Consider the following 22,497-nt stretch of genomic DNA (forward strand, 5'->3'; position numbering starts at 1 on the left):
GCCTGAACGTAGCGATCTGATCCTCGTCATTCCCGCGTCGGGGGAATCCAGCATCTATTGCAGACCCGTACCTGTAGGAGCGAGCTCTGCTCGCGATCGGGCATGGCAGAAAAGCATCGCGAGCAGAGCTCGCTCCTACAAGGCAAAAAACGGCTCTGCCCAGCCTACGTCCTGCGGCTGGCCCCGCGTCCTACGAAATCTGCTCCTCATCTTCCTCCGGCAACTGCGGGTCCAGCGATAACCAGGGCAGGCGGCTTTTCGTCCAGATATGCCGATCCGCCGGCGCCCGCTCCGGGTGGTCGAGGGTGGCGATGGTGATATCCAGGGTTTGCGCGCTCAGCGTGGTGAACAGCGTCAGATGGGCGCCGCAGTTCGGACAGAAGCTGCGCGTGCAGCTCGCCGAAGAGGCGTATTCGGCGGGCGTGCCGGCGGTCCACTGAAAGGCCTGCAGCGGCACCGTTATCCAGGTAGTGACGATCCCGCCGGTAGTACGTCGGCAGATCGAACAATGGCAATGCGCGATATCTTCCAAGGGCGCGCGGAACTGGTAGCGCAAAGTACCGCAATGGCAGCCGCCGCTATACAGGTCGCTCATGACTCACCTCCGCGATAGAGCGCTTTAGCCTACTACTCATGTCGATCTTGCGCCGCCGCCCTCGGCTCACCAAGATGTGCGCCTGCCACTGGGGGTGTACGTGATCGATCTGTTGCTGGCCTTGTGGCCGTTGTTTGCTTTGATAGTCGGTGGTTATGCCTTGCGCCGTTGGGACTTCCCCGGCGATGCGTTCTGGCCCGCAGCCGAACGCCTGAACTACTTCATCCTGTTTCCCGCTCTGCTGTTCAGCAGCCTGGCCAGCGCACCGCTGGATAACCCGGCGCTGCCGCGATTGGCCATGGCCGTGATGTTTGGCCTGGGTCTGGCCTGGCTCGCGCTGTTGCTGGCCAAACGCCTGTGCGGCTGGCCAGCCGGGCGCTTTGGCGCGATCACTCAAGGCATCCTGCGCTTCAACACCTACCTCGGCCTGGCGGCAGTCGCCAGCCTGTTCGGCAAAGAGGGACTGACCCTCGCCGCCTTGATGCTGGCGCTGATGGTGCCGACGGTGAATGTGATGTCGGTCTGGGCGCTGACCGCCGAACGCGGGGTCAGCCTGCGCTCGTTGCTGCTGCCGGTGCTGAAGAACCCGCTGATCTTCGCCTGCGTCGCCGGCGCGCTGGTCAACCTCAGCGGCCTCGGCTTGCCCGGCGGCACGGATCGGCTGCTCGGCCTGCTCGCCGCCGCCAGCCTACCGCTCGGTCTACTCTGCGTCGGTGCCGCGCTGCGCCCGCAAGAGCTGGCGGGCGAGGTCCCGACGCTGGCCTGGAACTGCGCGCTGCGGTTGTTGGCGATGCCGCTGTTGGCTTTCGCGGCTGCCCGCATAGTTGGTCTGCCACCCATGGAAAGTGGCGTACTGGTGCTGTTCTTCGCCCTGCCCACCGCGCCCACCGCGTATGTGCTGACGCGCCAGCTCGGTGGTGACAGTCATCTCATGGCCGGCATCATCACCCTGCAGACGCTGCTGGCGGCCGGCAGCCTGCTGCTGGTTTTACTCATGCTGGGCGCTGCATAGGTACGTAGGCTGGGTAGAGCCGCTTTTTGGCGAAACCCAGCTTGGCAACTGTGGCATCGGTGTCGCTGGGTTTCATGAGGTGCATCCATGCACCTCGCCCTACAGGCAGCTAAAGCTGTGCAAAACGACTGTCCTGCCGTTTTGTCGCTTCGCTCTACCCAGCCTACAGGCCACGATAGGCAAACGAATTAACCCTCGGCTTAAGCGGGTGGCTGATCTGTGCGCTCGGCGGCCTGCACGAGTAGCCAGTCGATCAGCTCGCGCAACTGCGGTGAGGGGTCGGGGCGCTCCGGATAGACCAGGTAATAGGCGGCGCCCGTGCGAACCTTGAGGTCGAAGGGGGTGACCAGCCGCCCTGCGCTGAGGTCCTCGCCGATCAACGCCCAATCGCCAATGGCGACGCCCGTTCCCTGCGAGGCGACCGACATGGCCAGGTCCAGCGTGTCGAAATGCTGCCCTTTGCTGATGTTGTTGACCTTGGTGCCGGCGACCTTCAGCCAGGTTTCCCAGTCGCGTTGATCGCGGGTCGGGTGCAACAGCATGTGCTGCTCCAGATCGGCCAAGGTCTTGAGCGGTACGGGGCCCGCAATCAGTTGCTGCGAGCAGACCGGCGTGAGTTGTTCATCGAACAGGTGGTGGGCGACCACCGAGTTGCCGGGATGCGCACCATAGACCACGGCGGCGTCGAACTCCTCGCGGCGAAAATCGACCGCATGCTGCACGGTAGTGGTCAACTCGACCGGCACGTCCGGGCGCACTGCCTGCCACTGCAACAGGCGCGGCAGCAACCAACGCATCACACACGTGGGGGCCTTGAGTTGCAGCGCTTCGCGTTTCGCCCCCACCTGCTCGACCGCCTCGTCGATCAGAGCGAACACCTGCTGGATTCGTGGAAACAGCTCGCGCCCCTGGGTCGTCAGGCTCAAGCCGCGCGCCTGCCGCTGGAACAGCGGATAACCCAGATGACTCTCCAGACCGGCAATCTGCCGACTCACCGCCCCCTGGGTGATGTGCAGCAGATCGGCCGCCCGCGTGAAGTTGCAGCACTGGGCCGTGATCAGAAAGGTATGCAGAGCAGGCAGAGGGGGAAGCCGTTTCATGGGTGCTCAGGCATGAGGTGAGGACATGCCTAGTATGACAAATTTTGCGTTGTCACAGCTGCTCGCCGGCAGTTCCAATTGCGCCTCCTCTGCGCTTCATCCCGCGCCTGCCAACTCGCTTCACGGTCTCTGCTACCAGCCTGCAGATACGCGGGGATGCCGCACAACCTCACGATCAGAACAGGACCTATCAAGATGTCGACATGCGGCGAAGTGTTGGTGCAATTACTCGAGCGCTATGGGGTCGAGCAGGTATTCGGCATACCGGGCGTACACACCGTCGAGCTGTATCGCGGGCTCGCCCGGTCGACCATCAACCATGTCACGCCACGCCACGAGCAGGGTGCCGGTTTCATGGCCGATGGCTATGCGCGTACCAGCGGCAAACCGGGGGTGTGCTTCATCATCACCGGCCCCGGCATGACCAATATCGCCACCGCCATGGCCCAGGCCTATGCCGATTCGATCCCGATGCTGGTGATTTCCAGCGTGCAGGCGCGCAGCCAATTGGGCGGTGGGCGCGGCAAACTGCACGAGCTACCGTCGCAAAGTAACTTGGTCGCCGGCTTCTCCGCCTTCTCGCACACCCTGATGTCGGCGGCCGAGCTACCGGCCGTGCTGGCCCGCGCGTTTGCCGTGTTCCAGGCCGGTCGGCCGCGCCCGGTGCATATCGAGATTCCTCTCGACGTGCTGGTGGAAGAGGCCGACGCACTGCTCGCCAGCCAGCCTGTCAGCGTGGCGAAAGCCGGCGCCGGCCCTGCCGCTATTGCGCAAATGACCGGCTTGCTGGCCGCAGCCAAGCGCCCACTGATCCTTGCCGGTGGCGGCGCTGTCGATGCGGCGCCAGCGCTGACCCAACTGGCCGAGCTGCTGGATGCCCCGGTGGCCCTGACCATCAATGCCAAGGGCATGCTGCCTTCGCGCCACCCGCTGTTGATCGGCTCGACCCAATCCACCGTGGCTACCCGCGAGCTGGTCAGTGAGGCCGACGTGGTAGTGGCCGTCGGCACCGAGTTGGCCGAGACCGACTATGACGTGACCTTCGCCGGCGGCTTCGAAATCCCCGGCGCGCTGCTGCGCATCGACATCGACCCGGACCAGACGGTTCGCAACTACCCGCCAAGCGTGGCGCTGGTATCCGACGCCGGTGCGGCGCTGGAAGCCTTACTGGCCGCCCTCACGGCGAAAACGCTGGCACCACGTTGCGCCGAGTGGGGCAGCACCCGCGCCGGCGCATTGCGGGAGGCGCTCGAGGCATCCTGGGATAACGCCACGCGTGGGCAGACGTGCTTCCTGCAGACCGTGCTGGAGGTGCTGCCCGACGCCGTGCTGGTCGGCGATTCGACCCAGCCGGTCTACACCGGCAACCTGACCCTCAACCTGGAACAACCACGGCGCTGGTTCAACTCCTCGACGGGTTACGGAACCCTGGGTTACGCCTTGCCGGCGGCGATTGGTGCCTTGCTGGGCGACAACCGCGAGGCGTCGGCGCGGCGCCCGGTGGTCTGCCTGATTGGCGATGGCGGCCTGCAGTTCACCCTGGCGGAGCTGGCAAGTGCGGTGGAGGCGCGAACCCCAATCATCGTCCTGCTGTGGAATAACCAGGGCTATGAGGAGATCAAGAAGTACATGGTGAACCGCGCCATCGAGCCGGTTGGCGTGGACATCTACACCCCTGACTTCATCGGTGTGGCCAAGGCCCTGGGCTGCGCGGCGGAGCAGGTCCAGGGGGTCGATACCTTGCGCACGGCGCTGCGCAAGGCCAGCGACAGTCAACTGCCCACCCTGATCGAGATCGATCAGCAAAGCTGGATGAACGGGATGGCGCAATGCTGAACACTCAACCGATCGTGAACGAGACGCTCGCGGGCGTTCATCTCGACGGGCAATGGCTGGTCGGTCGTGAGCTGGGGCCATGGGGATGCCGGCCTTCCAGGAAATCAAACACGTCATCCGCGCCCTATAGCGGCGCGACCATGGTTAACGCATGCCTCCTTTCGAGGCATGCGTTACACACATGGCTTCAATGACTAATTTTCGATTGTTGAGCATTTGGACGCGCCGCAGGATGACCGCGTCGACCATGCCGCGCCTTCCCGTGTTGGGTTGCTACGGCCAGTTGAAAGATCTATTGCCGGGTGCGCATTCAGCCTGAGGCAAAGGGGCGACCACCCAAAGACTTACAAGAATAAAAGGAGTCAGAGATGGGCGAGTACGATCTGAACAGAAGAAAATTCATCAAATCGGTGGGCGTCGCCTCGGTGGCCGCCGCCACCTTGTCCATGCCCTTTATCCGGGCTAGCGGCAGCGACATGAGGTTTCATGGCAAGACCCTGCGTCTGCTCACCTGGTCCGACGACACCGGCCTGGCCGCGCTGCGCAATATCGCCGCCACCTTCGAAGCCAAAACCGGCGCCAAGGTCATCGCCGACCGCACCGGCAGCACCTCGGAGATGGTCGCCAAACTCAAGGCCGGCGGTGATCGCCCGCAGTACGACATCATCACCCTCGCCGGGGTCGGCGCGGAAGGCCTGGCCAGCGCCGGTCTGCTGGAAAAGCCCGACCTCAACCGCATCCCCAACCTCAAAGATGTGCCGGCGCAATACCAAACCGGCGCCAACGGCCATGGCATCGGCTATCTGCTCTGGTGCAACAGCCTGGTCTATAGCACCCGCACCGTGAAAGAAGTGCCGGATAGCTACGCGGCGCTGTGGGACAAGGACTTCGCCAGCAACCTGTTCCTGCCGCCACCGAACTGGACCGAGGCCATGGACCTGATCATCATCGCCGCCAAGCTGGCCGGTGGCGACGAGCACAACATCGAGCCGGGCTTCAAGAAGCTCGAAGAGCTCAAGGATCGGGTCATTACCCTGGGTGAAAACCCCAACCAGATCGCTGAGCTGTTCCGCACCGGCTCGCTGGATTTGGGCGGTCTCTATGCGCCGGCGTTCTTCCCGAAACAGATCCGCGACCCCGCTTACGGTCTGGGCGCCACCTTCGGCATGAAGGAAGGTTTCTACACCGACCTGATGCTCTCGGTAATGCCGAAGAATCGCCCCGGCGACACCGATCTGGCCTATGCCTTCATCGACCATTCGCTCGACCCGCTGGTGCAGGGCAAGATGGCCGAGGACATCTACAACGGTCCGGTCAACGCCAAGGCGATCATCTCGGCAGAAGCGCGCAAGAGCCCGTATATCCTCACGCCGGAGCAGATTGCAGAGAAGGCGATCATGCACGATAACGCCTTCCTCGCCACCGTTCACGACCAGTGGATTCGCCGCTACACGGAAATCTTCTCTTCCTGATGCAAGCACGGCACCTGCCGTGAATCACATCGCGCAGGTGGCCCCTGACCGCCTGCGCGATGCACGGCAATCCTCTGTTCTAACGAGATAACCGAAATGGAACACTCAACTCTGACCCGCCAGGTCGGCGTGGCGCCCCCGCGCCTGCCCAAGGCGATTTCCCCGACGGCGCGGGCCTGGCTTTTCCTCTCGCCGTCGATGCTTTTTCTCGCCGTACTGATTACCGCCAGCCTGCTGGTGCTGCGCATGAGTGTTGGCACCAAGGGCGCGGAATGGACTGGCTTCAGCCTCGCCAGCTACTCGCAGTTGACCGAACCCTACTACCTGAAATCGCTGCTGCTGACCTTGCGCTTGGCCCTCGTCAGTGCACTGATCGCGGTGCTGCTGGCGATCCCGGTCGGCTACAGCATGTCGCGCTTGCAGTCGCCACTGTTGCGCCGCGTGTTCCTCGCCGCCGTGCTGTTGCCGTTGCTGGTCAACTTGCTGCTGCAAAGCTACGGCTGGCTGGTGATCCTCGGCCCGGCCGGGATGCTCAACCAGGCGCTCATGGGCCTGGGCATCATCGATCGGCCGGTGATGATGCTCTACAACCAGACTGGCGTGCTGATGGGCCTGGTGCAGACCGCCTTCCCATTGGCGGTCCTGCCTATCGCCAGCGCCATGCGCGGCGTTTCGCGCAGCTACGAGGAAGCCGCCGCCACCCTGGGCGCCAGCCGTTTCCAGGTCTTCCGCCAAGTGGTGCTGCCGATGAGCCTGCCGGGCATCATCACCGGCGCCACGCTGGTCTTCGCCTACAACGCCAGTAGCTTCGTGGTACCGCTGCTGCTCGGCGGCCGCCGGGTGCCGATGCTGGCGGTGATGGTGCACGACCAGATCGCCCCGCTGATGAACTGGCCCGCTGCCTCCGCCGCCGGGGTCGTGCTGATCGTGACCACGCTGGCGATCATGACCCTCTCTGAATTCGTGACCGGCCGTCGCCGGCGCATCCTGGAGGCTTCGCAATGAGTCGTCTATTCCGTAGTACTCCCACCTTGCCGGGAGACAGCGGCCGTTTCGCCATGGGCCTGTCCGGGTTCATCCTGCTGCTGGCCGTGCTGCCGATCCTGACCATGATCGTGATGTCGTTCAGTGGCGCCTCGAACCTCGACTTCCCCCCCAGCAGTTACAGCCTGCAGTGGTACAAGGCCGCCTGGCATACCTTCGTATCGCCGGACTCGAGTGACGTACTCAGCCTCGGCCAGGCGCTGACCACCAGCCTGCTGGTCTCCTGCCTGACGATGATCCTCGCCACCTTGATCGCCGTACCGGCCGCCTATGCGCTGGTGCGCTGCGAATTCCGCGGCAAGGCCGTGGCGATGCAATTGATGTCGCTGCCGTTGGTGTTTCCGATGGTGGTACTGGGCCTGGCCCTGTTGCTGGTGTTCGACAGCCTGCCGTTTCAGATGAACACCTCGCGCCTGGTGATCGCCCACGTCATCCTCGCCCTGCCTTTCGTGGTGAAGAACTGCACGGCGGCGATGCTGGCCATTGGCAACGAAGTCGAGGAGGCCGCACAAATGCTTGGCGCACCGCCGCTGCGCGCCATCGTCGACGTGGTCGTACCGCTGATGCGCTCGGGCATCCTGGCGGGGATGCTGCTGGCCTTCATCGTCTCGTTCAACGAGTTCACCGTTACCTATTTCCTTTACAACATCGACGTGATGACCGTGCCGATCTGGATGTACAGCCGCACCGTGTCTTCCCTCGACCCGACCGTTTTCTCGTTCGCCGTGCTGATCGTGCTGATCGACTTCGCCCTGATCTGGGCGCTGGAGAAGCTCGTTGGTGAAGGTGGCGTTTCCTTTTAACGTGAAAGTCGCGCAGCGACGCCTCCCTTGTGCCCTTCTCCCTCTGGGAGAAGGTGGCGCGTAGCGCCGGATGAGGGAAACGGGCTTGCCACGATAGCTTTCATGATTCTGGGTGCCACTCGTGGCATGCCCGTTCGTTATTTGAGGTGAAGCATGACTGGACTAATTCTGGAAAACGTCGAGAAACACTACGGCTCGGCCTGCGCCGTGAAGGGCGTCAACCTGCACTTGCCCGAGGGCAAACTGGTGTGTTTCCTCGGCCCATCGGGTTGCGGCAAAACCACGCTGCTGCGCATGATCGCCGGCCTGGAAACCCTCAGCGGCGGTGAAATCCGCCTGGATGGGCAAGACATCGGCCACACCCCGGCGCACCAACGCAACTTCGGCATGGTGTTCCAATCGCTGGCGCTGTTCCCGCACATGACCGTCGGTGAAAACATCGCTTATCCGCTGCGCCTGCGCGGTGTGAATAAGACGGATCAGCAGGCGCGGGTGACTGAATTGCTGCAATTGATCCAATTGCAGGAGATGGTCGACCGCCCGGTAGCCAAGCTCTCTGGCGGGCAACGCCAGCGGGTGGCGATTGCCCGTGCGATCGCCTCGCACCCCAAGCTGCTGCTGCTGGACGAACCCTTGTCGGCACTCGATGCCAAGCTGCGCGAATCCATGCAGGTCGAGATCCGCCAACTGCAACAGCGCCTGAACATCACCACCATCATGGTCACCCACGACCAGCGTGAAGCCATGACCATGGCCGATATCGTGGTGGTGCTCGGCGAGCATCGGGTGCAGCAGGTCGGCACCCCGATCGAGATCTATCGCAACCCCGCCAACGAGTTTGTTGCCGACTTCATCGGCACCGGCAATATCTTCCCGGCGACCGCTCTGGGCAATGGCCGGGTGGGTCTGCCAGGTGGCGCGGCGATCCGGGTGCCGATCTGCGCGAGCATCCGCGCCGGCGCCAACATCAAGATGCTGGTGCGCCCGGAAGATCTGCAACTGTCGCTACCGCAGGCCAGCACAGACAATCGCCTACAGGGTACGGTGACCTTCGTGCGCGACATTGGCGCGACCATCGAAACCACCATCGATTGTTCCGGCGTATCGCTGACCGCGCTGAGCACACCCTGCCAGGGCATCGGCCTGGCCATCGGCAACCCGGTGTCGGTCACCATCCCGGAGCATGCTTGCCGGGTACTGACAGCCTGAACCACCTCTGTTAGCACCCCCTGGAAATGGAGACCCCATGAACCTTTCTCTCGAAAACCGTACCGCACTGGTCTGCGGAGGCAGCTCCGGGCTGGGCTTCGGCGTGGCGCTGGCCCTGGCGAAGGAGGGCGTGCGGGTCTGTCTTCTGGCGCGCAACCCGGCCAAGCTCGAACTCGCGGTCGAGCGCATCAGACAGGCCGGTGGCGATGCCCAAGCCATAGTGGCCGACCTGAACGACAGCGCCGCCCTCGATACGGCGATCCAGCAGGTGCGGGCGTCAACACCTTGATGCCTGGCATGTTCTGGACCGAGCGCACGGAGAGTCTGATCCATCGCACAGCCGAGAAAACTGCAACGCCGATGGCAACCCTGGTGGCTCAGGAGCAGGCTGCGATCCCCCTGGGGCGCTACGGCACTGCCGAGGAATTCGGCGCTGTCGCGGCCTTCCTTGCCAGCCCGCTTGCAGGCTATGTGACCGGAGCGCTGATCCCCGTCGACGGCGGGTTGTTGAAAGGCTGACAGCCCAATTGGCAAACGCAAAACCCGTAGGTAGGTGCTGAGCCGTAGGCGATGCCCAACAAGGAGTCGCCCGCGACACCCGGCGCTCGGCAACCCACCTACAAGCCCGGCCCTGCAGGCCGGTTGTTGGGCATCACTGCGTTCAGCACCAACCTACCCGGGGTTATGCCTGATATCGCAATTGCTAAGAGGCTGAAACCCGTCCGTCGGAAGCTCCTCTTCCCGGCGCCCCCCTGCGCCAACGAAAGCCTGCTGAAAGCTTCGCCGCTTAGCATCCAGCATCCCGCCACCAGCCGCGGGCTTCCACAAAAAAAACAATCGGTGGTTTGTCATGTTGAGTTCCTGCTCTGTCCTGCTGCGCTGCACCCGCGCCCCTAGCTTCGCCACGGCCAGCGCCCCTCCAGGCCGCCCGTCTCGCCCGCTGCTGTTTTGCCACGCCAGTTGACCTGCACGTCACCCATTCGCCTGGAGTAATCCCATGCTGACTTTCCTCGGCTTCGCCATGGTCATCACTTTTATGTACCTGATCATGACCAAGCGCCTCTCGGCGTTGATCGCCTTGATCATCATTCCTATCGTGTTCGCCCTGATCGGTGGCTTCGCCGCCGGAATCGGCCCGATGATGCTGGAGGGCATCACCAAGCTCGCGCCGACCGGCGTGATGCTGATGTTCGCCATCCTCTATTTCGCCCTGATGATCGACTCCGGGCTGTTCGACCCGGCGGTGCGCAAGATTCTCAAGTTGGTCAAAGGCGACCCGCTGAAAGTCTCGGTCGGTACCGCGGCGCTGGCGCTGGTGGTGTCCTTGGACGGTGACGGCGCGACCACCTACATGATCTGCGTGGCCGCCATGCTGCCGCTCTACAGCCGCCTGGGCATGAGCCCGCGGATCATGGCCGGTCTGATCATCCTCGCCGGCGGGGTGATGAATATGACGCCCTGGGGCGGCCCGACCGCGCGCGCCGCCAGCGCCCTGCACGTCGACCCGTCGGAGATCTTCGTGCCGATGATTCCGGCCATGCTCGCCGGCGTCGTGGCGATCCTGCTGATCGCCTACGCCTATGGCAAACGCGAGCGCGCGCGCCTCGGCGAACTGCATCTGCCCGGCGATGAGATCGGGCACGGCGCCATCAGCGTGTCGCAATACCCGGACGCCCGCCGGCCACGGCTGATCTGGTTCAACGGCGCACTCACCGCCGCCCTGATGGTCGCGCTGATTGCCGGCCTGCTGCCGCTGCCGGTGCTGTTCATGCTCGCCTTCGGCATCGCCATGATCGTCAACTACCCCTGCCTGCAGCAGCAAAAAGAGCGCGTCGCCGCCCATGCCGGCAACGCCATGGCAGTGGTCGGGCTGATCTTCGCCGCGGGGATCTTCACCGGCATCCTCTCTGGGACCGGCATGGTCGACGCCATGTCGAAGAGCTTATTGGCGGTGATCCCAGACGCCATGGGCCCTTATCTGGCGGTGATCACCGCCGTGGTGAGCATGCCGTTCACCTTTTTCATGTCCAACGACGCCTTCTACTACGGCGTGCTGCCGGTGCTCGCCGAGGCGGCCAGCCATTACGGGATCAGCGCGGTGGAAATGGCCCGCGCCTCGATCGTTGGCCAGCCGGTACATCTGCTCAGCCCGCTGGTCCCCTCGACCTACCTGCTGGTCGGCCTGGCCGGCATCGAGTTTGGCGACCACCAACGCTTCACCCTGAAATGGGCAGTGCTGGTTTGCCTGTGTATCCTGTTCGCCGCGCTGCTGATGGGGATCTTCCCACTGTTCGGCAGCCACTGACTTAATCGCGCCAACGCAAGAGGAAGGTTTTACATGGAATGGCTGACCAGCCCGGAAATCTGGATCGCATTTTTCACCCTGACGGCCCTGGAGATCGTCCTCGGCATCGACAACATCATCATGATCTCGATCCTGGTCAGCCGCATGCCGAAAGCCATGCAGCCGAAGACCCGTTTCTTCGGCCTGGCGTTGGCGATGGTCACGCGGATCATGCTGTTGCTGTCGATCACCTGGGTCATGCGCCTGACCAATGATCTGTTCACGGTAATGGAGCAGGGCTTTTCCGGGCGCGATCTGATTCTGTTCTTCGGCGGTCTGTTTCTGCTGTGGAAGAGCAGCACTGAGATGTACCACGGCCTGGAAGGCGAAGACGACACGCTCGGCGAGCCCAAAAGCATGACCGGCGGTTTTATCGGCACCATCATCCAGATCGCCATCATCGACATCGTCTTCTCGCTGGACTCGGTGATCACCGCGGTCGGCATGGTTTCCCATGTGCCGGTGATGATCGCCGCGATCGTCGTCGCCGTGCTGGTGATGATGCTGGCCGCCGGCACCATCAGCGACTTTATCGACAAGCACCCGTCGCTAAAGATGCTCGCGCTGTCGTTCCTGATCATGGTCGGCACCGTGCTGATCGCCGAAGCCTTCGATGTGCATGTACCCAAAGGCTACGTGTACTTCGCCATGGCCTTCTCGCTGGCGGTCGAAGCCGTCAACATCCGCATGCGCAGCGCGCGGGCGAAGAAGCAGCAGCAACTAAGCGAGCCGGTGAAGCTGCGCAAGGATATTCCGGGCGAGTAAAGCGCCTGAGCTGGAATAGAAAACGGGGCCTCGATGGCCCCGTTTCTTTTGGGTCTACTTTTTACTCAACTACTTAGACCAATCCGGCTAATACTCTATTTCGAATCGCTACTTGTCCATTTGTCGGATAGGCGAGCCAGCTCTTTGTGCAAATCCTCGAAGAAAACTAGCGTCAATTGCAAGTGTAGCGACAAGCCCAGAACAGCATAGGTAGCAGTCAATAAAATTAAATACCGACACCTCGAGGAGGCCGCCATGAAGAGACTCATATTTATTCATGGAAGAGCAAGCAAACCTAGAAAAGAGGAAAAATTCAGGCTACTTAGAGAGTCTCTGCTTCACGGCCTTCACAGAGTATCAAAAGATGCCCACATGAAAGTAGAGTCGGGCGACCTGAACATTGACCTGGCCTACTACGGCGATATAAACAACGCCTTGCTCTGGGCCGACAAGCAACGCCCATCGAAGAAGATAACCCCCGACTTTTTAAGTACATGGAAATTCCCCTTCGAAGCCGACGGCTCTTATGACGATTCACTGAATAAGTTATTTTTAGTGAAAACCAGCGAACAAAACAAGGAGCATTACCAGAAGCTGGCAAGATCCGAGAGGGATCTTAACGCAATAGACAACCTGGCAGACATCATCAGCCCAATCGCTCAAATTACCGGATTAAACGATGAATTAGTCAACTTTCTGCTTCCAGATATGGGCGCTTACTTTAAACACAGGTTGGTCGGCTCACTGATAAGACAACGGCTACAGGAAGTTTTGGTTCCAGCCCTAAGCCATAACGAAGATATATGCCTGGTCGGGCACAGCATGGGGACCATCGTTGCCTATGACGTGCTATGGAAGCTCTCCCGCATGAGTGAATATCAGAGCATCCACGATAGAAAGGTACGTTTATTTGTCACCCTCGGCTCGCCTCTCGGAGATCCCGCAATTACCAAACAACTGTATGACGTAAATGAACCGGATGACGGTAAGTACCCAACGAACATTGATGAGTGGCAAAACTTTTCGGCTCAAGACGATTTCATTTGCAGGGATGAGGAGCTTTCTGACAACTTCCAAAAAATGAAGAAGCGTAAATTCCTAAGAAAAATAGAAGACAACTTCATGTACAACTTCTGGGTCGGTGATGACGGTCTCAATCCGCATAAGCTTTACGGTTATCTGGACAATCAGCAGGTGGCCAAGACCCTCGCGAACTGGGTAACCAGCCCGTAGCAGTGGTCTTCAAAACAGGTTCATCTGCCCCGTCGACTGCATGCTGCCGTCCGCCAACTCGGGCACCGTTGATGGCCCTGCGACCGCCAACCGCTCGGCCAAGCCCGCCGCGCGTTCGGCGCGGGTGCTGACGGCCTCGGCGAGACGGGCCGGCAAAGCCCACAGTTCGACCTTGTGCTTGGCTCGGGTGATGCCGGTGTAGAGCAGCGAGCGGGTCAGCAGTGGGCTCGGGGTTTCCGGCAGGGCCAGCAGTACCTCGCTGAATTCCGAACCCTGGCTTTTGTGCACGGTCATGGCGAAGGCGCTGTCGTGGCTGGGCAGGCGGGCGGGCGAGAAGGGACGGAAGCTTTGCTCGGCCTCGCCGGAGCTCTCGAAATAGACCCGCAGGCCGTGCTCGGTGGCCAGGCAGATGCCAATATCGCCGTTGAACAGGCCGAGGGCGTAATCGTTCTGGCGCACCATCACCGCCCGGCCGGGGTACCAGCGCTCGCGTGTCGGCAGGCTGAAGCGACGCTTGATCCGCGCTTCCAGCGCCTCGTTGATACCGGCTACCCCCAGGGCCCTTCGCGCTGGGCGGTCAGCGCGCGGAAGGCATTGAAGGCGGCGAAGGCCGCGGCCGGATCGGCGCTTTTGGCGGCCACCAGGTAGGGCGCATAACCCTGCTCAAGGCGGGCGAGCAGGGCCGCCGTTGCGGGCTGGGATTGCCAGGCCAGATCCGTGCGCGCCTCCTTGAGCAGATTCAACGTCCCGGCCGCATCGCCGCCGTTGATGCGCCGTGCCAGTTCACCAATACCGCTGTCGCCGGCAAAGCGGTGGCTGTGGGTCAGCAACACCACGGCATCGCCGAGCTTGGAGCGCGGCGTTTGCACCGTCACCGGCTGCCCGGTCAGGCGTTGCAAGGCTGCCGCGGTTTGCTCGTCGAAACCACGACCTTCACACAGCTCGGCGAATACCGCGCCGGCTTCGACGGCGGACAGCTGGTCTTTATCGCCGAGCAGGATCAGTCGCGCATTCGCTGGCAGGGCGTCGACCAGCTTGGCCATCAGCGCCAGGTCGACCATCGAGGCTTCGTCCACCACCAACACATCCAGCGGCAATGGGCTGGCCGCGTTATGCCGCACGCGCGGGCTGTCGCCACGGCTGCCCAGCAGACGGTGCAGGGTACGCGCCTCTTCCGGTAGCGCCGCCTTGATCGCCGCGCTGACCGGCAGCTCGGCCTTGGCATTGCGGATCGCCTCGGCCATGCGCGCGGCGGCTTTGCCGGTGGGTGCGGCGAGGCCGATGGCCAGGCGCTCGCCGCCCGGTTGTTCGAGCAGCGCAGCGAGCAGGCGCACCACGGTGGTGGTCTTGCCGGTGCCGGGACCGCCGGAGATCACCGCCAGATTGCGTCGTACCGCCTGGGCCGCGGCGAGGCGTTGCCAATCCGGCCCGGCCTGGGCGCTATTGCGGGCAAACAGGCGAGTCAGGCCGTCGGCCAACAGCGCCTCGTCGACCTCTGGGTTAGCGCTCCCACGGGCGAGCAGTTGCTTCGCCAACTGGGTTTCGTAGGCGTGATAGCGAGCGAGGTAGAGACGCTCGCCATCCAGAATCAGCGGTGCAAACGCGCCGGGCAGGCCGACCAGGGCGGAGGCGGCAAGTTGTTCGCGCCAGTCGGCCAAGGCTGGCAAGAGCAGCCCACCGGCCACATCCGGCCAGGCCCGTTGCCCGGCCCAACGGCGCAATGGCAAGCAGACATCGCCCTCGACCAGCGCGCCGCAAGTCAGCGCAGCGGCCGCCAGCACGGCTTCGCCGGCCTGCGGATCGAGGCGCTGCAGGCTGTCGACAAAGGCCCGTTCCAGCGGGCCGAGGGGCAGGGCGGACAGGCTCATTGGTGGATGCTCGCTTGGGTGACGCGTGGGCTGAAGCCCACCCTACAAAAACGCCGCGCCGCCGTAGGGTGGGCTTCAGCCCACCGTCCAACAGCCAACTCGCCCTTGGCAAGGTCGCCTGTAAGACCGTTATGCAGACTCATCAGCGGCCCTCCGTGAACAGATGGTCGAGCGCATCCAGCAGCGAATCGGCCGGGCGCGAGAAATACACACCGGCGCTCGGCATGCCACGCAGGAACAGGTAATAGGCGCCGCCCAACTGGTCATCGTCGAAGTCGACCAAGCGCTGGCGGAGGAAGCGCCGCAACGCCACCAGATAAATCAGGTATTGCAGGTAGTAATGCTCGGCGGCCAGCGCCTGGATCAGCCGATCGCCGCCGTAATAACTGGCGTCCGGGCCGAGCCAGTTGGATTTGTAGTCGGCGATATACCAGCGCCCCTGATGCTCGAAGGTCAGGTCGATAAAGCCCTTGAGGAACCCCTTGAGGCTGTCGAACTCCAGCCGCGCAGCCGCTTCCCGCATGGGTGCGGCGAGACCATGGACCGGGTCCGCCAGGATCGTGCGCAGGCGCTGCACATCCAGGTTGGCCACCGGGAAGGTGAAGCCCAGCTCCGGCAGACGTCGCGCCGGGGCGAGGGCGGTCAGGGTCAGGCCCTGGCCGTCCAGATCGCTGTCGAGCACCCGCTGCAAATGCGTGGCCGCCAGCTCGGTCCAGTCGGTGGAAAGGCCGTGGGCATTCAGCGCGTTTTCCACCAGTTGCGGCAGCTCACCCTTGCCTCGCACCCAGTCTTCCAGCACGGCGTGCAGGCAGGTACCGGCACGCGCGCCACGGGGGAAGCCGAAGAAGCCGGCACCCGGCTCGCTGGCATCCGGCATGACCAGGCCATCGCGATCCGGCGCTTCCATGTGCATGCCAGCGGCCAGGCCGGAGAAGCTACCGATGCGCCAGGCGCTGTGCAGGCTGCGCTCGAAGTGCGCCAGCCGAGCCGGCGGCTGTGCCCGCTGCTCGCCCGCGGCGCTGGCTTCGCTGAGCAACAACGGCAGGCGGGCGAAGGTGCCGGTGCTCGCCGCAATCAATTGATCCAGCTCGTCACGCAGGCTGGCGCCGCTGCGCTCGCTGAGGTGCGCGGCCAGCTCGGGCAAAGCGTCCGCACCGCCGAGTTCGCGACCATGCAGCAGCCAGGCAAGGGCACTGCTGTGCAGGCCTTCTTCCGGCAGCAACCCGGTCTTTTTCACCGGCGCCGGTACGGCCACCGGCCCCCAGTGCAACCACAGGCGATCACGGGCGCGGGTCAGTGCCACATAAGCGAGGCGCAGCTGCTCGGCGAAGACTTCCCGACGGGCGCGTTGCAGGTGCTCGTCCAGGTTGGCGCTGCCCAGATCGAGCAGCGGCTGGCCGTGCTCGTCGTGACAGCTGGCGCTGTCCTTGTGCTTACCGAGTAGCTTGCCATTCCACAGGTAAGGGCAGAACACCAGGGGATATTCGAGCCCCTTGCTGGTGTGGATGGTGACGATCTGCACCCGTTCGGCATCGCTTTCCAACCGCAGCAAGGCGTCTTCACCGGCGCCTTCGCTGCCGCGTTGCGCGTTCAGCCACGCCAGTAGCGGCTCCAGGCCTGGGCGCTGCTGGCTCTCCGCCTGGAGCAATTCGGCCAGATGCAGCAGATTGGTCAAACGCCGTTCGCCGTCCGCCGCGGCGAGCAGGCGTTCGGCGACCTGTTCCTGATCCAGCCAGGCGCGGAAGGCGCGCATGAAGCCCTGTTGCTGCCAAAGCTGGTGATAGAGTTCGGCGTCCTCGCGCTCGCGATCCCAGGCGCGCTCGTCGTCCTGACAGCGCGCCAGTTGCAGCGCGTCACGGCCCAGCAGGCGGGTCGACAGGGCATAGCGCAACACGCCTTCACGGCCCGGTTCGGCATAGGCGGCGAGCACGGCAGCCAGCTCGGCGGCTTCTTCGCTATGCCAGACGCTCTGGTTACCCCGGCGCACGCTGGGTACGCCACGGGCCACCAACTCGGCGGCGATATCGGCGGCCTGCCGATGGTTGGCCACCAGCACGGCGATGTCGCCGCCTTTCAGCGCCGTGCGTTCAGCGCCGTCCTGGAAGTACGCCTGGCCCTGGGCGCTGGCGGCCAGCAGGCTGGCGATACGCTGGGCGGTGTCTATGGCTACCAGGGTGTCCGCCTTGCCCTTGTTCAGCTCCTCGTCACCCAACCAGACCAGCGCCAGTGGCGCGTCCTGCTCTTGGGTAGAGAGCGCGCGCGGCAACACCAGTTGCGCCCGTGCTTTGACCCCAGCGCTGACCTGCGGATAGTCCAGGCCGTTTTCGGCAAAGGGTTGCGGGCGCGCGAACAACAGGTTGAGGGCGGCGATCAACTGCGGCGTGGAGCGGTAGTTAAAGGGCAGGTCATAGCAACGCTCGGCGGCATCGCGGGCCTTGAGGTAAGTCGCCAGGTCGGCCCCGCGAAACGCATAAATAGCCTGCTTCGGATCGCCGACGAAACACAGGTCGCTATCGCGTTCATAGACCCGGTTGAAGATGTCGTACTGCACCGGGTCGGTGTCCTGGAATTCGTCGATCAGCGCCAGCGGATAACGGCTGCGCAGGGTCAGCGCCAGAGCGTCGCCGGCCGGGCCGTGCAACGCCTCATTCAGGCGGTTGAGCAGGTCGTCGAAGGCGAGCATGCGCTGCGCCGCTTTGCGGGCCGGCAGCTCCTTGTTGAGCTGGTCGAGCAGATTCACCTGCAAGGCGATCAGCCGTTTTTCACCAGCCGGCACGGCAGCGGCCAAGCTCTCGAGCAGTGCTTCAAACGCCTCGGCGATCGAGCTGCTCGGCGCGTCGAAGCCTTTCTTGGTGGCTTTGTGCAAGGCGCCGCTGGCGAGTTTCTCCAGGCCGGCCGGCACCTCGAACAGCGCAGCGGGGTCGGCGAAATAGCTGTCCAGCTCACTCGACCAAAGCGGCAACTTAGCCAGCTTGTGGGTGCTCTGGCTGAGGCCGCCGTGCTCCTGCAATTGCTCGACCCAGTTGTAGCCCTGGCTTTGCCAGAGGCCGGCCGCGTGGGACCAGGCCTGACTGGCGGCGGCAAGCTCTGCGCCACTGCCTGCACCACTGACGGCATCGCGCGGCTCGATTCGCAGGTAGGGCTTGCCCAGGTGATGGCGCAAACGCTGGCGCAACACACCCGGGGTAATCTTCTTCTGTGCCAGAAAGCGCGCCCAGGCCGGGTCGGCTTCGGCCAACTGGTGGCGCCAGGCGTCGGTCAGCAGCGCGTCGAGCACTTCGCGATCATCGCTGGTCAGCTCGCTGTCGAAGTCGCCACCGGCCTCAAAAGCCGCATCCTGCAAGGCGCGCTGACAGAAGCCGTGAATGGTGAAAATCGCCGCCTCATCGAAGCCGTGCACCGCCAATAGCAAGCGCCGACGGGCCTCGTCACCGGGGTATTGGGCGTGCAGGCGGGTCAGGAAGTCGTCCTTGCTCGGCGTACCTTCGTAGACCGCCAGCAGCTCCGCCAACCGCGCGCGGATACGCTCGCGCAACTCGGCGGTGGCGGCGGTGGTGTAGGTGACCACGAGGATCTGCCCGACGCTCAGTTGCCGCTCCAGCAGTAGGCGTGCGTAGAGCGCGGTGAGCGTCCAGGTCTTGCCGGTGCCGGCGCTGGCCTCGATCAGGGAGCGGCCGGTGAAGGACGAGCTGTGCAGGTCGAGGCTCATTCGTCGTCCCCTTCATCCGCCGCCAGGGCCTGCAGTGCCGGCGCGAACAACGCCTCGGCCAGTTGCTCGAAACGTTCGCCAAGCACCTCGCGGTCACGGAAAGCCAGGGCGTACCAGGGGTCCTGGGATTCGCCTGGGACTGGGCTGAAGTCCGCCCCCTCCCAGGCCAGCAAAGCTTTGCTGCGGGCCGCATCGAGGGGTTCCTTTTTGCCCGGTTTGAGCAGGCCTTCGGCAAAGGCGTAGCTGCTTTTCAGCAGCACCGGCAACGGCTCGCAAAGCGCCTCGCGGTAGGCGTGCAGCCAGGGTTCCAGCAGTTCAGCCGGGTTGGCCTGGGGACCCAGCTGCCAATCTTTCGAGGGTGATATCAGCAGGCTTTCGCGGGCGATGCCGGGTGTGGCGCTGAGGTTGAGCAGCAAGTGGCGCAACCAGAACGCCGGCAGATCCCAGGCCCCTGGCGCATTCAGGCGCCAGTCGAACAGGCCGCTGGAGGTCACGCCTTCCAGCCAGCCGTGGATGTGCACGCCAGCCAGTTGGATATCCACCAGCAGCGGCTGCGGCACTTCCTCCGGCCGCGCCTCGAACAGGCGCGGGGCGAAGGCGCGCACCGGGCCGCGCAACTTGCCCCACAGCGCATGGCCGAGCTCGCCGGTTGGCAGCCAGCCGGCGGCGCGGGCGACGTTGCGCTCCTGGGTCTGCGACCAGCCGCGCTCGACGGCATCCAGCGCCAGCTGGCGCAGGCCACGCCAGGCCGGGCCTTCCAGCGCGAAGGGTTCATCGCTGGCCAGGGCTTCTTCGGTGTCCGCCAGGCGCAAGCCCAGACGCTGCTCCAGCAGGAAGCGCGCCGGATGGCGGAAACACTGCAACAGCTGCGACGGTTCGATGCTCAGCCAGTCCGCATCCGGCTCGGGCAGGCGGCTGGCGAAGGGTTCCGGGCTGAGTTGCGGTGGCGCGGCCAGACGCTGGGCGGCGCGGAACCAGGGGGCGGCGAAACCGCTATGGGCGCCGGACTCGAAGTTACCGGGCGCAAAGGGTTGCAGCGGGTGAGCGAAGGTCAGCCGGGCGCTGGCAGCTTCAGCCTGTGGGAGCGGATTTATCCGCGATGGTTCTTCGCAGCTGAAACCGCTCCCACCAAGCCCATTCTCATCCGGGGCATCACTCCAGAAAGCGGTCAGGTCGACCGCCTCGAGCAATTCGCTGATCAGCACCGAGGGCGGCAGCACGGCGTTATTGCGTGGGTCGCGGCCCACGTAGCTGAGGTACAGCGCGTCGCGGGCCGAGAGCAGGATTTCCAGCAGCAGGTAACGGTCATCCAGCCGCCGGGCGCGATCGCCACGGCGCGGTCGTTGCGCGATCAGGTCGAAGCCGGCAGCCGGAGTCCTGCGTGGCAATGCTCCGTCATCCAGGCCGAGCAGGCAGACCAGGCGGAACGGCAGGCTACGCATCGGCACCATGGTGCAGAAGGTCACCGCCCCGGTGAGGAAACCCGAGGCGCCGCTGCCTTGCTCCAGCGCCGCGCTGAGTTGCTGACGCACCAGCTCCAGCTCCAGCGGCCGCTCGATACCGGCGGCCGTCGCCTGATCGCGCAGCGCCGCGCAAGCCTGGCTGAGCAGGAGCAGTGTGTCGCCGGCCTCGCGCTCATCGAACAGGCTATCGATCAGCCCTTGCAGGGTGTCGGCCCACGCCGCCAGCGGCCGTGGGCGTTGCAGTTCTTCGGCCAAGCCAGATAGGCGCTGAACGAAGCCGGCCAGGCGCCCGAGCAGTTGCGCGCGGCCACCTTCCAGGGCATCCAGCGGCCAGTTGTCACCGAGCAGCGGCGCGGCGGTTCCCGCCAACTGCGGCGGCGCAGCAAAGCCGAGCAGCAGGCGATCCAGACCCTGGCGCCAGGTAAAGGCCGCATCCGCCGGCAAGCCGAGCTGCTGGCGATGGCTGGCATCCCGACCCCAACGCACGCCGGCTTCGCGCAGCCAGTCGCGCAGCAACGGCAAGTCTTCATTCTCGATGCCGGCACGGGCGGCAATGGCCGGCTGTTCCAGCCAGGTGAGAATTTCCTCGGCGGTGAAACGGCTTTGCGCCAGGGCCAGCAGGTTGAGAAAGGCTTCGATCAGCGGGACTTCCGCACGCAGGCTGCGGTCGGCCAGGCTAAACGGTATGCGCGGCACGCCTTCACGCGTGGCGCCTGTCTTCGAGGAAAAAACCGCCTCGATATAGGGCGCGTAGCGTTCGATATCCGGGGTCAGCACCACCACCTGATCGGGTGTCAGGCCTGGCTCGGCCGCGAAGCGCGCAAGCAGCTGGTCATGGAGGATTTCCACCTCGCGCAGCGGCGAGTGGGCGATATGCACCTCCAGCGAACGATCATTCGCGCGCAACGCCAGGCGCTCGTCGGGGTTGCGGGTACGCAGGCGCAGGATGTCGTTTTGCAGGGCGCGCAGCACCGAGCTGTCGTGCAGGTCGGCATCTTCCGAATAGATGCCGACCTCTTGGCCGGCTTCAGCAAAAACCATGGCGAACAGCGCATCGAAGAAGTCGCGGCCTTGTTTGCCCAAACTCGCTAATAACGGGTGGCCGACGTCCAAATACCAATCATCAGGGCTCAGTTCGGGCTGCTGGGCCAGCTCGCGAATATCGCGGATATCCCCCCAAGCCTCGCGGCACGGGTTGAGCGCACAGACCACCACCTCGACATGCCGCGCCAAGCCTTCGAGCATGCGCATATGGTGCGGCGGCAGGCTGCTGATGCCGAATACCAGCAGGCGTTCGGGCAGGCCGGCGATGGGTCGGTCACTGTGCAAACGCCGCAGCAGATCATCCAGCAGCCGCGCCCGGTGCGGGTGGCCATCGGCGGTCAGTTCACGCCAAAGCAGTGCTTGCCAGCCTTCGTCGGGGCCCAAGTCGACCAACTCGTTGCGCTCCCAGGCGGCCAACCAGTCGTCGCGATACAGCAGATATTGGTCGAATACGTCTGCAATGCGCGCCGCCAGCGACAGGCGCCGGCGTTCGTCACCGCCTGCGAGGTACTGCGCCAGCCGCGGCGCACGCTCAAGATTGCTTGGCTCGCAGAGCCAGTCGTACAGACGCCAGGTCAGGGTGGTCGGCGAGAACGCCGACTGTTCCGGCAACTGGCCGAGCACCAACCGTGACACTTCCCAGACGAATTTCGCCGGCAACTGGACTTCCAGCTGCATGGCGATGCCCTGTTTGCGCGCCAACTCCAGGGTCAGCCAGCGGCCCATACCCTGGCTCGGCACCACCACCAAGGCCGGCGCAAACGGCTCGCGCTGCGGCTGGGCCAACAACGTCGTGGCCAACTCGCCGAGGGTTTCCAGATCTGGGGCGTGGTAGAGCGTGAGCATGGGCTGGGGTCACTTGCGGTCAGTCGGCGTAGGTTAACAGCTCGGCCAGCCTGACGGGATCAGGCGACAGGCTGTGTCTATTGCGCCTTGCCCCGACGACAGATGGCACGATAAAGCTGGCGCCAGCGGCAATCGCCAACTAAAGCTAAAGACA

15 protein-coding genes and 1 pseudogene are annotated in these 22,497 nt (G+C 63.9%); 11 read left to right on the forward strand and 5 right to left on the reverse strand.

Translation table 11 applies throughout. The features are described 5' to 3' along the window. Positions 1-190 precede the first annotated feature (190 nt). Positions 191-595: a GFA family protein gene (locus tag D3879_RS04880; protein ID WP_119952948.1), complete on the reverse strand. Its 405-nt coding sequence runs from the start codon at positions 593-595 to the stop codon at positions 191-193. 76 nt (positions 596-671) lie between these two features. Here D3879_RS04880 and D3879_RS04885 point away from each other — a divergent pair, with 76 nt between their 5' ends. Next, the gene (locus D3879_RS04885) at positions 672-1,607 is read left to right on the forward strand and encodes an AEC family transporter (RefSeq protein WP_238474203.1); all 936 of its coding nucleotides are present in this window, start codon (positions 672-674) and stop codon (positions 1,605-1,607) included. Between the two features lie 200 nt (positions 1,608-1,807). Here the strand turns inward: D3879_RS04885 and D3879_RS04890 are convergent, their stop codons facing one another. Next, complete coding sequence (locus tag D3879_RS04890) at positions 1,808-2,707, reverse strand: LysR substrate-binding domain-containing protein (protein WP_119952949.1); 900 nt, start codon at positions 2,705-2,707, stop codon at positions 1,808-1,810. 195 nt (positions 2,708-2,902) lie between these two features. On the opposite strand from D3879_RS04890, the gene D3879_RS04895 reads away from it, so the two are divergent. The 10 genes from D3879_RS04895 (at position 2,903) to D3879_RS04940 (ending at position 13,413) form a co-directional block, all read left to right on the forward strand. Beyond that, on the forward strand, positions 2,903-4,543 hold the full coding sequence (locus D3879_RS04895) for a 5-guanidino-2-oxopentanoate decarboxylase (protein WP_119952950.1): 1,641 nt from the start codon (positions 2,903-2,905) through the stop codon (positions 4,541-4,543). Positions 4,544-4,911: 368 nt separating this feature from the next. Continuing rightward, the gene (locus D3879_RS04900) at positions 4,912-6,015 is read left to right on the forward strand and encodes an ABC transporter substrate-binding protein (RefSeq protein ID WP_119952951.1); all 1,104 of its coding nucleotides are present in this window, start codon (positions 4,912-4,914) and stop codon (positions 6,013-6,015) included. 96 nt (positions 6,016-6,111) lie between these two features. Then, positions 6,112-7,020: an ABC transporter permease gene (locus tag D3879_RS04905; protein ID WP_119952952.1), complete on the forward strand. Its 909-nt coding sequence runs from the start codon at positions 6,112-6,114 to the stop codon at positions 7,018-7,020. Beyond that, positions 7,017-7,862: an ABC transporter permease gene (locus D3879_RS04910; protein WP_119952953.1), complete on the forward strand. Its 846-nt coding sequence runs from the start codon at positions 7,017-7,019 to the stop codon at positions 7,860-7,862. The genes D3879_RS04905 and D3879_RS04910 overlap by 4 nt, the downstream gene beginning before the upstream one ends. Before the next feature lie 153 nt (positions 7,863-8,015). Beyond that, positions 8,016-9,071, forward strand: a complete 1,056-nt coding sequence (locus D3879_RS04915) for an ABC transporter ATP-binding protein (protein ID WP_119952954.1) — start codon at positions 8,016-8,018, stop codon at positions 9,069-9,071. A gap of 37 nt (positions 9,072-9,108) precedes the next feature. Further along, positions 9,109-9,360 (forward strand): SDR family NAD(P)-dependent oxidoreductase, encoded by a 252-nt coding sequence (locus tag D3879_RS26880; protein ID WP_238474204.1) that lies wholly within the window; start codon positions 9,109-9,111, stop codon positions 9,358-9,360. Between the two features lie 8 nt (positions 9,361-9,368). Beyond that, on the forward strand, positions 9,369-9,590 hold the full coding sequence (locus tag D3879_RS26885; RefSeq protein ID WP_238474205.1) for an SDR family oxidoreductase: 222 nt from the start codon (positions 9,369-9,371) through the stop codon (positions 9,588-9,590). Between the two features lie 478 nt (positions 9,591-10,068). Next, on the forward strand, positions 10,069-11,376 hold the full coding sequence (locus tag D3879_RS04930) for a CitMHS family transporter (protein ID WP_119952956.1): 1,308 nt from the start codon (positions 10,069-10,071) through the stop codon (positions 11,374-11,376). A 33-nt stretch (positions 11,377-11,409) separates the two neighbouring features. Next, positions 11,410-12,180 (forward strand): TerC family protein, encoded by a 771-nt coding sequence (locus tag D3879_RS04935; protein WP_119952957.1) that lies wholly within the window; start codon positions 11,410-11,412, stop codon positions 12,178-12,180. A 255-nt stretch (positions 12,181-12,435) separates the two neighbouring features. Further along, the gene (locus D3879_RS04940) at positions 12,436-13,413 is read left to right on the forward strand and encodes a PGAP1-like alpha/beta domain-containing protein (protein WP_119952958.1); all 978 of its coding nucleotides are present in this window, start codon (positions 12,436-12,438) and stop codon (positions 13,411-13,413) included. 9 nt (positions 13,414-13,422) lie between these two features. Here the strand turns inward: D3879_RS04940 and recD are convergent. From recD to recC, 3 genes and pseudogenes are all read right to left on the reverse strand, one after another. Beyond that, positions 13,423-15,281: pseudogene (gene recD, locus D3879_RS04945) on the reverse strand (exodeoxyribonuclease V subunit alpha). 142 nt (positions 15,282-15,423) lie between these two features. Beyond that, positions 15,424-18,990, reverse strand: a complete 3,567-nt coding sequence (recB, locus tag D3879_RS04950) for an exodeoxyribonuclease V subunit beta (protein ID WP_119952959.1) — start codon at positions 18,988-18,990, stop codon at positions 15,424-15,426. Beyond that, positions 18,987-22,343, reverse strand: a complete 3,357-nt coding sequence (gene recC, locus D3879_RS04955) for an exodeoxyribonuclease V subunit gamma (protein ID WP_119952960.1) — start codon at positions 22,341-22,343, stop codon at positions 18,987-18,989. The genes recB and recC overlap by 4 nt, the downstream gene beginning before the upstream one ends. Positions 22,344-22,497: the final 154 nt, after the last annotated feature.

Source organism: Pseudomonas cavernicola, from assembly GCF_003596405.1.
Taxonomy (GTDB): Bacteria; Pseudomonadota; Gammaproteobacteria; order Pseudomonadales; family Pseudomonadaceae; genus Aquipseudomonas; species Aquipseudomonas cavernicola.

What these genes read in the sequence shown, in the direction of transcription:
- D3879_RS04900 (WP_119952951.1), top strand. Translation starts at nt 4,912, where the DNA reads ATGGGCGAGTACGATCTGAACAGAAGAAAATTCATCAAATCGGTGGGC.
- D3879_RS04880 (WP_119952948.1), bottom strand. Translation starts at nt 595, where the DNA reads ATGAGCGACCTGTATAGCGGCGGCTGCCATTGCGGTACTTTGCGCTAC.
- D3879_RS04930 (WP_119952956.1), top strand. Translation starts at nt 10,069, where the DNA reads ATGCTGACTTTCCTCGGCTTCGCCATGGTCATCACTTTTATGTACCTG.
- D3879_RS26880 (WP_238474204.1), top strand. Translation starts at nt 9,109, where the DNA reads ATGAACCTTTCTCTCGAAAACCGTACCGCACTGGTCTGCGGAGGCAGC.
- D3879_RS04895 (WP_119952950.1), top strand. Translation starts at nt 2,903, where the DNA reads ATGTCGACATGCGGCGAAGTGTTGGTGCAATTACTCGAGCGCTATGGG.
- recC (WP_119952960.1), bottom strand. Translation starts at nt 22,343, where the DNA reads ATGCTCACGCTCTACCACGCCCCAGATCTGGAAACCCTCGGCGAGTTG.
- D3879_RS04915 (WP_119952954.1), top strand. Translation starts at nt 8,016, where the DNA reads ATGACTGGACTAATTCTGGAAAACGTCGAGAAACACTACGGCTCGGCC.
- D3879_RS04935 (WP_119952957.1), top strand. Translation starts at nt 11,410, where the DNA reads ATGGAATGGCTGACCAGCCCGGAAATCTGGATCGCATTTTTCACCCTG.
- recB (WP_119952959.1), bottom strand. Translation starts at nt 18,990, where the DNA reads ATGAGCCTCGACCTGCACAGCTCGTCCTTCACCGGCCGCTCCCTGATC.
- D3879_RS04905 (WP_119952952.1), top strand. Translation starts at nt 6,112, where the DNA reads ATGGAACACTCAACTCTGACCCGCCAGGTCGGCGTGGCGCCCCCGCGC.
- D3879_RS04910 (WP_119952953.1), top strand. Translation starts at nt 7,017, where the DNA reads ATGAGTCGTCTATTCCGTAGTACTCCCACCTTGCCGGGAGACAGCGGC.
- D3879_RS04940 (WP_119952958.1), top strand. Translation starts at nt 12,436, where the DNA reads ATGAAGAGACTCATATTTATTCATGGAAGAGCAAGCAAACCTAGAAAA.
- D3879_RS26885 (WP_238474205.1), top strand. Translation starts at nt 9,369, where the DNA reads ATGTTCTGGACCGAGCGCACGGAGAGTCTGATCCATCGCACAGCCGAG.
- D3879_RS04890 (WP_119952949.1), bottom strand. Translation starts at nt 2,707, where the DNA reads ATGAAACGGCTTCCCCCTCTGCCTGCTCTGCATACCTTTCTGATCACG.